At 63.6% G+C, this 7,129-nt stretch carries 12 protein-coding genes; 10 read left to right on the top strand and 2 right to left on the bottom strand.

Annotation, left to right across the window (positions count from 1 at the left end):
* The first annotated feature begins 247 nt into the window (after positions 1-247).
* The 10 genes from C569_RS35160 to C569_RS0129270 all read left to right on the top strand — a co-directional run bounded on the left by C569_RS35160 (position 248) and on the right by C569_RS0129270 (position 5,580).
* Positions 248-634 carry a hypothetical protein gene (locus C569_RS35160; RefSeq protein ID WP_081636079.1) on the top strand — a complete coding sequence of 129 codons (387 nt, stop codon included), beginning with the start codon at positions 248-250 and terminating at the stop codon, positions 632-634.
* Between the two features lie 6 nt (positions 635-640).
* Positions 641-1,054 carry a hypothetical protein gene (locus C569_RS33505; protein WP_155945649.1) on the top strand — a complete coding sequence of 138 codons (414 nt, stop codon included), beginning with the start codon at positions 641-643 and terminating at the stop codon, positions 1,052-1,054.
* A gap of 488 nt (positions 1,055-1,542) precedes the next feature.
* Positions 1,543-1,842 carry a type II toxin-antitoxin system Phd/YefM family antitoxin gene (locus C569_RS0129235; RefSeq protein ID WP_051090560.1) on the top strand — a complete coding sequence of 100 codons (300 nt, stop codon included), beginning with the start codon at positions 1,543-1,545 and terminating at the stop codon, positions 1,840-1,842.
* Positions 1,839-2,081, top strand: coding sequence for a type II toxin-antitoxin system RelE/ParE family toxin (locus tag C569_RS0129240; protein WP_018789247.1), 243 nt, complete (start codon positions 1,839-1,841; stop codon positions 2,079-2,081). The genes C569_RS0129235 and C569_RS0129240 overlap by 4 nt, the downstream gene beginning before the upstream one ends.
* Positions 2,082-2,495: 414 nt before the next feature.
* Positions 2,496-2,780 (top strand): HYD1 signature containing ADP-ribosyltransferase family protein, encoded by a 285-nt coding sequence (locus C569_RS35165; protein ID WP_091045579.1) that lies wholly within the window; start codon positions 2,496-2,498, stop codon positions 2,778-2,780.
* Positions 2,777-3,055, top strand: a complete 279-nt coding sequence (locus C569_RS31590) for a hypothetical protein (RefSeq protein ID WP_018789248.1) — start codon at positions 2,777-2,779, stop codon at positions 3,053-3,055. The genes C569_RS35165 and C569_RS31590 overlap by 4 nt, the downstream gene beginning before the upstream one ends.
* A 216-nt stretch (positions 3,056-3,271) precedes the next feature.
* A complete protein-coding gene (locus tag C569_RS34680; RefSeq protein ID WP_369754156.1) occupies positions 3,272-4,027 on the top strand; it encodes an ISAs1 family transposase in 756 nt (251 codons plus the stop codon).
* Complete coding sequence (locus tag C569_RS34685; protein ID WP_369754157.1) at positions 3,924-4,241, top strand: transposase; 318 nt, start codon at positions 3,924-3,926, stop codon at positions 4,239-4,241. The genes C569_RS34680 and C569_RS34685 overlap by 104 nt, the downstream gene beginning before the upstream one ends.
* A 15-nt stretch (positions 4,242-4,256) precedes the next feature.
* Positions 4,257-4,484, top strand: coding sequence for a hypothetical protein (locus C569_RS34690; RefSeq protein WP_231394938.1), 228 nt, complete (start codon positions 4,257-4,259; stop codon positions 4,482-4,484).
* Between the two features lie 274 nt (positions 4,485-4,758).
* The gene (locus tag C569_RS0129270; RefSeq protein ID WP_018789251.1) at positions 4,759-5,580 is read left to right on the top strand and encodes an IS5/IS1182 family transposase; all 822 of its coding nucleotides are present in this window, start codon (positions 4,759-4,761) and stop codon (positions 5,578-5,580) included.
* Positions 5,581-5,623: 43 nt separating this feature from the next.
* Here C569_RS0129270 and C569_RS33510 read toward each other — a convergent pair whose 3' ends face one another.
* Positions 5,624-5,887 carry a hypothetical protein gene (locus C569_RS33510; protein WP_141708205.1) on the bottom strand — a complete coding sequence of 88 codons (264 nt, stop codon included), beginning with the start codon at positions 5,885-5,887 and terminating at the stop codon, positions 5,624-5,626.
* 138 nt (positions 5,888-6,025) lie between these two features.
* Positions 6,026-7,129: polymorphic toxin-type HINT domain-containing protein (locus tag C569_RS31595; RefSeq protein ID WP_026268798.1), on the bottom strand; the 1,104-nt coding region annotated here is incomplete at its 5' end.

Genomic DNA, 7,129 nt, shown 5'->3' on the forward strand with positions numbered 1-7,129 from the left:
CCCTCGGAGCCGACAACATCGCCAAGACCACCCGAGCGATCCGCGACGAACCCCAACGAGCACTGCCCATCCTGGGCATCACCAACGATTCCGACGTCTACGGAACTTGATCAGGCCCTGGTCACCGTCGCCGTCAACATTGATAACCTTCGACCAGGAGGGGTGGCGCTCACCACGAAAGGCCAGGTGAGAGGCCAAGAAACATAGATTACACGGCGTGACGGGGTAGAAATCCCGCACGTACTATGTGGGGGCCGGCAACACGCCAGTCCTCGTACATAACTGTGGCGGTCAAACCCTTTATCGGAGTGACACTCGCGCTCCAGAAGAGATCTTCGAGACGGGATTCGAGCCGCGAGGCAACAACATGGACCTGATGGAACATGCATCAGGGTGGTCTCGGGATTCTGGATATGTGGCCACGACGACAAGTGAGCGGGTTGCTATTGGGCACGGCGGTAACGTCTACGAGGTTCGCGCGAGTGGGCGGGACGTGAACAAGGAGCTCCCTGGTTACCCGTTCTCCCATGAACGAGAAATCGCTGTGCCAGGCCGAATAGGCCCCGAGTGCATCGTCTCGTGCCGACTGCCCGACGGTACGCGAATTGCGAATCCCAACTATAGAGGAAGGTGAGACGAGGTGACCGAATCTCATTACGACCTTCTGGCCTGCGGAAACGATGATCCGAGCGGCGTCGAGGTTGCTCTCAGCATCCTGTCGGAGAACCCTGCTATGATCATCGCTCGAGTGGGTGGTGATGAGGGGCAGCGCTTCCGGGGAGTTGATCTGTTTGACTGCCTGCTCTCGCTTCGTGGGGCACTTGAGGAGAGGGGACTCCTGTTGTGTTGTCAGGGGGCGAGGAGAACCGTAGGCCCCTCTGGGATGACGCGGCAGATGAGCAACGGGAGATTGGCTTATGTCCTCAGGCTCGGAGTCCGAGCATCCGACGATGACTTGGTGGACATATTCGCGCCGGCTGACTGTGCAGACGTCGCTTCTATTGCTGAGCAGAAAGCAGAGATCAGGAAGATTTTCCGCACGTCGTTTGGCTGATTGAATGCCGGCATGGCTCTGTCGCTGACGGTGACGGAGCCATGCCGGTACGCGTTGAGGGGTGTTGGCGAGCGCCTGGGTTGCTGTCAGGACTGATGTCAGATGCGGGCAACGGACCTACATGTATCGATGCACTGACGCCTTCTGGGCTATGGCAGGTTGCGAGCTCCCAGGTGGCGTGCCGCGTAGCGGCGCGGCGTCGATCGCCGGAACCCGCCCCAGTGCTTGGGTGGTAGAGCGATCGTCACGGCGTTGCTGGGAGCGTCAGTCGTCGGGCTCCGATTGGCGGCATGGTTCGCTGGGCGGGTGCGCGCGGGGCCGTAGGTCTGTAGCGCGTGCGCGCGGCCCGGCGTAGCCGGGCCGCTCTTGATCTGGTGAAGCAATTCTTAGCCCCAGTGGCTCCGTTGGTGGCGGGGTCGCTTGACCGGGTCCTGGGGCTGCGATGTTGCCGCCGGGGCTGTGCGGTACCGCGTGGTACAGTGTGGTGTATGGCGAGGATAACTCTTCGGGAGTTCCGCGATGGCGCGGGTCGGGTGCTGGACGGGGTTGAGCGCACCGGGGAGCCGGTCATCATCACCAAGTACGAGCGGCCGGTGGCCGTGCTGGTTGGCATTGACGAGTGGGAAGAGATTGAGGCGTTCCGTGATCGTCGGGACGCTGCGGTGATCGCTCGTTCCCGTGCTGAGGGTCAGTTCGTGCCGCTGTCGGCGGCGCTGGAGTCGCTCGGGGTTGATCCCCGTGAGGTGGAGGCGCTGCTGGCCGACCGGGCCGGTGGTGCGGCGGCGTGAAGGTTCAGATCGACCGGGATGTGCTGGTCTGGCTGCACAAGCAGCCCCGCAACGTGTTCCTGACCGTCCTGAGCGCGATCCTCGGCCTGGTCCGCGACCCGGTCCCGCAGAACGCGACGGAGATGCGCGACGGAACCGGGCGTCGGTTGCGTGTCGGTGACTACCGGGTTCTCTACCGCCTCGACGGTGACGAGTTGACCATCCACGACGTCGGGCACCGCAAGGACGTCTACTCATGAGCCGGTCGCCTTGTCCAGCCGCAACGGGCTGACGGTCAAGGGCCACCGACCGGGCGGTCGCAACGACTCCGCGGTGGTGTCCTCGAGCCTGAAGGGGCAACCTCCGCGCCCTGGCGGCCCCGAGCCGTTTCGCGTCGGCTCGCTGGCGCCCACCACTGGTGATCCGGGCCAGCGTGGCGCCGTGCGTTGCCGGGCGTGCATGGGTGTTGCTGTCACGGCTGCTGTCGCCTTCGATGAAGGCAAATAGTCAAAGGTTGAACTGCACGTGAACGTGCAGGCGGAGCCCGCCATTACCTAGCGTGACGCCGCTGCTGCTTCCACACGTACTATGTGGTGGCCGGCAACACGCCAGTCCTCGTGCACAATTGCCCTTCCGGGCTGGGCGGCGAGGAAGTTGCGGAAGCAACCGTTAGAATGCGGTATTACACTAACTCTCGCGGCGCTGCTGGCATCATGGAGAGTGGCGTAATTAGAGCCAGTGACCAAAACAAGGTGTTCATGGTGCCCGCGCGAGGGAAGCCGATGAGCCCGCGCGATGCCGAGGACACGTTGGGTATTGGGCGTGGCCGTGGCCGTAAGGTCATTGAGTTTGATGCACCAGCCAGTAGAGTCAGTAGTAGATCTAACCCAACAATGGGTATCACCGAGTGGGTGGCCGATGGTGATTTGCCAATTTCTAATGCTAGGGTGGTTCGATGACTGAAGGCGGCAGCAAGAATTGCCAGCTGGCGGTCGATGAGGCGATCAGGGTCGCCACCGACCTCAATGAGTTCGTTGTCGCGTTCGACCAGATTCTCTCGCGGATTGCCTTTGGGGAAGCAAATTCGGACTTGCTGACGATTTATGTGTCGGAAAGAAACGTTCGGCAACGCCTCGCTTCGGCGCGAAGCGCGATGTTTGACGCTCTTGAGCGAGTGATTGGGCAGGAGGCGTCAGATAGGATTGCGGAAGAAGGTTATAGGCACTTCGACTGATCGCTTGAACTGACCTCCCGGGTCAACTCTCGACGCCCTTTATCCGACTCACGCAGGATCAGGCTGGCAGGGCTGTTGCGTTCTCCCGGCGCGGGGCGCTGAACAGGGATTTCGTGGGGTGAGTGGCCTCTGTGGAGGCGGATGAAGCGGGTGAAGCCCTCAAGGTGATCATGGAGTTTCTGGCGCTGCACGACCACCGAGGAACTCCACCCGCCGATGACATCATCTCTGATCTCCGCACTGACCGTGACAACCCCCGGCTCAGGCACGCCCACACCGCCGGTCACCGATAGTGAACACGCCGGGCTTATCGAAGCCCTGGGCCGGATCCCGGACCCACGGAACCCCCACGGGACCCGGTATCCCCTCGTGGCGCTGCTGACCGTCGCGGTCTGCGCGGTCCTGGCCGGTGCCACCTCGTTTGCCGCGATCGTGGACTGGCTGTACGACCTCGACGAGGCCGACCAGCAGCGGCTCGGGTTCACCATCGTCGTGCCCGCCGGCACGACGATGTGGCGGGTGTTGACTCGCCTCGACGCGGCCATGCTCAGCGCTGTTCTGGCCGGCTGGCTGCGGTCGCGGACACCGCCGGCACCCGCCCGGCCGCGCCGCTACCGGACAGTGATCGCCGTCGACGGCAAAACCTTGCGGGGCGCCCGCCTGCCCGCCGGCCGCCAGGTGCATCTGCTGTCCGCGCTGGACACCAGCACCGGCATCGTCCTGGCCCAGGTCACCATCGAGACGAAGAGCAACGAAAATTCCGGCCTTCACACCCTTGCTCAACGCCGTCGAGAAAGTCCTGAGCAGCCTGACCGGGGTCCTGTTCGTCGCCGACGCGATGCATACCCAAACCGGTCACGCCGAGCAGATCACCAGCCGCGGAGCACACCTTCTCCTGCAGGCAAAGGGCAACCAGCCCACTCTTCATGCCCAGCTCAAGACCCTGCCGTGGGCGAAGATCCCGGTCGGTGACCGCACCCGCGACCGCGGACACGGCCGCAAGGAGACCCGCACGATCAAGGCCGTCACCCTGCAAATCCCGGGCGGGATCGCCTTTCCGCGCGCCCAGCAGGCCGCCCGAATCATCCGGACCCGCACCGTGGACGGCAAGACCAGCAGAGAAACCGCCTACCTGGTCACGTCCCTGACCGCCGCCGACGCTCAACCCACTGACCTGCAGAGGTAGGCAAGGGCAGAGTGGTTGATCGAGAACCAGGTCCATAACGTCAGAGATGTCACGTTCCGTGAAGACCAGCATCAAGCCCGGACCGGCACCGGACCCGCCGTCATGGCCACCCTGCGTAACACCGCGATCGGCTGGCACCGCACCAACGGCGACACCAACATCGCTCGCGCCAACCGCCGCTCCGACCGCCGATCACGCGACCTCATCGACGCCGTGACCAGCAGTTGCACCAACACGCAATGACCCTGGCGCCCACCAGCACACAGCAGAATGTCACCAATACTCTTGGTAGTAGAACCACTCCGCCGCCCACCATCAATCCAGCGTTGCAGCAATGCCATCTCGGCCGAGGTTAGTGAGCCCTTCCGCGCAACGGTTTGGGTGCGGAGCGTGCTGCCCGAGATGAGTGCAGACGTGCGGGAATCGCCGGGATGAGCCGGCGTGAGAGATAGAAGCGCGGAACTCCGTTACGAAGTGTTCCTCTCACAGACCACTGCCACCGGAGTTCCGCGCCGCCATGAGTATCACCTACACCGCGACCCTCCCGGTACGCGAGGAGACCGTGCTGTTCCTGTCCGGCCTGCTGCACGCCGAACGGCAACGCCGCGGCACCCGTACCGGGGTCCGCGCGTTGAGTTGCTTCAAGCAGGCGGTACTGGTGTTGCGGTGGCTGCTCGACGGCGTCCGGATGGCCCAGTTGGCCCAGGACAACGTGATCAGCCGCAGCACCGGCTACGACTACCTCCACGAGGGCATCGCCGTGCTCGCCGCCCAGGCCCCGGGGCTACCCGGCGCGTTGCTGGCGGCGAAGGCCGCCGGCTATGACTACGTCCTGCTCGACGGGACACTGATCGAGACCGACCGCGTGTCCACCCCGGGCCCTACCGAGGGAGTGGACCTGTGGTGGTCGAAGAAACACGCCAACCACGGCGGGAACATCCAGGTGGTGTGCGCTCCGGACGGCTGGCCGTTGTGGACCTCCCCGGTGCGCCCCGGCCGGGAACACGACACCACCTGCCTACGCACCCACCCCGGCCTGCTCGACGCCCTCGCCACGATCCGCGGCGACATGCGGACTCTGGCCGACCTGGGCTACGAAGGCGAAGCCGACACCATCGTCGTCGCGTTCAAGAAACCCAAGAACGAGAAGCTCGGCGGCATCCAGCAGCAGTTCAACCGAGCCCACAACCGGCTCCGCGCGGTCGGTGAACGCGGCAACAGCCTGCTCAAAACCACGTTCAAAGCGCTGCGCAACATCAGCCTCTGCCCGTGGAAGATCGGTGACATCGTCGCGGCAGCCTTGGTCATTCTCCACATCAACCACCAGCGAACCACCTGAAACCGGGCGCTACACAACGTCACGCATCGTTACGCGGAAAGGCTCAGTCGCCTACGAAGACGAGATAGCGGTGAGGCTTTGCGTCCACCAGCTCGGTCAGAGCCAGCAATTCTTGGGCAGCATCGGCCGCACCCCCTGGAGCGGAGTCAGCGAGCATCCGCAGTTCGGGAACAACAAGGCTCATTTGCATACGATTGAAGCGAGTATCGTCGTAAGGATCGACGTTTCCCAGCATGGGAAGCTTCAATGACTGAGCGAACTCCACTAGCCGGTTAAGGTCCGGGTGAATGCAACGAGCAAGGTTCATGTCCGGAAGGGTCCATACCCTGACACTCAAGGGCATCCGATCCACTCCTTTCAGTATGACCAGGTTGGAGGTGCCAGACTTAGTCCGACGCCTCCAACCTGGTCGCAGCAGCGATCTATCTTCGGGCTGGGCGCCAGACTATCGCGGAACACCCGGGTGCATGGTGATCACGCCACCGTACTTATCCGTGATTACCGTATAGGTAGACGTCGGCAAGCCGGTTTCGACGTCAGTTCCGATGGTCCGACCGGCGTCGCAGACTCTGGCGCAGCGACCGTTGGCCTGCGGCGTAGCGGGGAAATTGTTGGAGTCATCCGCGAGTTGGTACAAATCCTCGTTCTTGTTGAATAAACCCTTGGTTTCATCCGCTCCTGCACCGCCGGCCGTGTGGTTCTTTCGTATGTACGCCTCACCAGCGTCGTCCAGGAAAGCCTCACCGCAGTTGTGTACGAGGACCGGGGTGGTCCCGGCGAGCACATAGTACGTGTGGATGTCGTCGATCGTGAGGTTGTGGACCTGTGCCGGTTCCGTCCACTGTCGGGTCGCGCTGATCTGCACGTGGGTGCCGGCCGAGGTACGCAGCCACTGACCGGCCCGCAGATCGGCGGCATCGACCCACTCGTCGAGGCCCGGTACCCAGAACGGGTGGTTGTCGGTGGCGACCACGCGCTCCGTGGCGTCGCCGCTGTCACCGTCGGGATCGATGGTGACTTCGACCAGGTTCTTGCTGCCCTGACCGATGATGGTCGCCACCACCGGCTTGATCGTCGTCTTGCCGGTCACCGGATCGGTCACCAACACCATGTCGCCGGTCTTGACGTCCTCGATCGGCTTGCGCGATCCGTCGGCCATCACCACCAACGTGCCGGGCACGAAGCTGTTCTTGCACTTGATGAATGCCTTGGCGCTGCCGACCAGATCGCCGAGCAGGCCCTTGACGCGGCTGGTCAGGTTGGCGAGTTTCTTCCACTTCCATGGAGCGCCGTATCTGACGGCCAGCTTGCCCAGCGCACCACCGATCGCCGCGCCCGCGACGTTGACTGCGGTGGCCAGGCAGCCGCCCATGTCGCCCTTGAGGAAGCAGTCCAGGGCATCGGTGATACCCAACTCGTCCATCAGGATCTTCGCCAGGGCCTTGGCGGCGTTGAGCATCTTCGCCTTGGCCGCGGCGATCCGCCGCTGCCTCTCCTTCTCCGCCGCCGCCCGCGCGGCCGCGGCCCGCTCCTCCGCTGATGCCCGCGG

It is taken from the genome of Micromonospora sp. CNB394 (assembly GCF_000374985.1).
Classification (GTDB): Bacteria; Actinomycetota; Actinomycetes; order Mycobacteriales; family Micromonosporaceae; genus Micromonospora; species Micromonospora marina.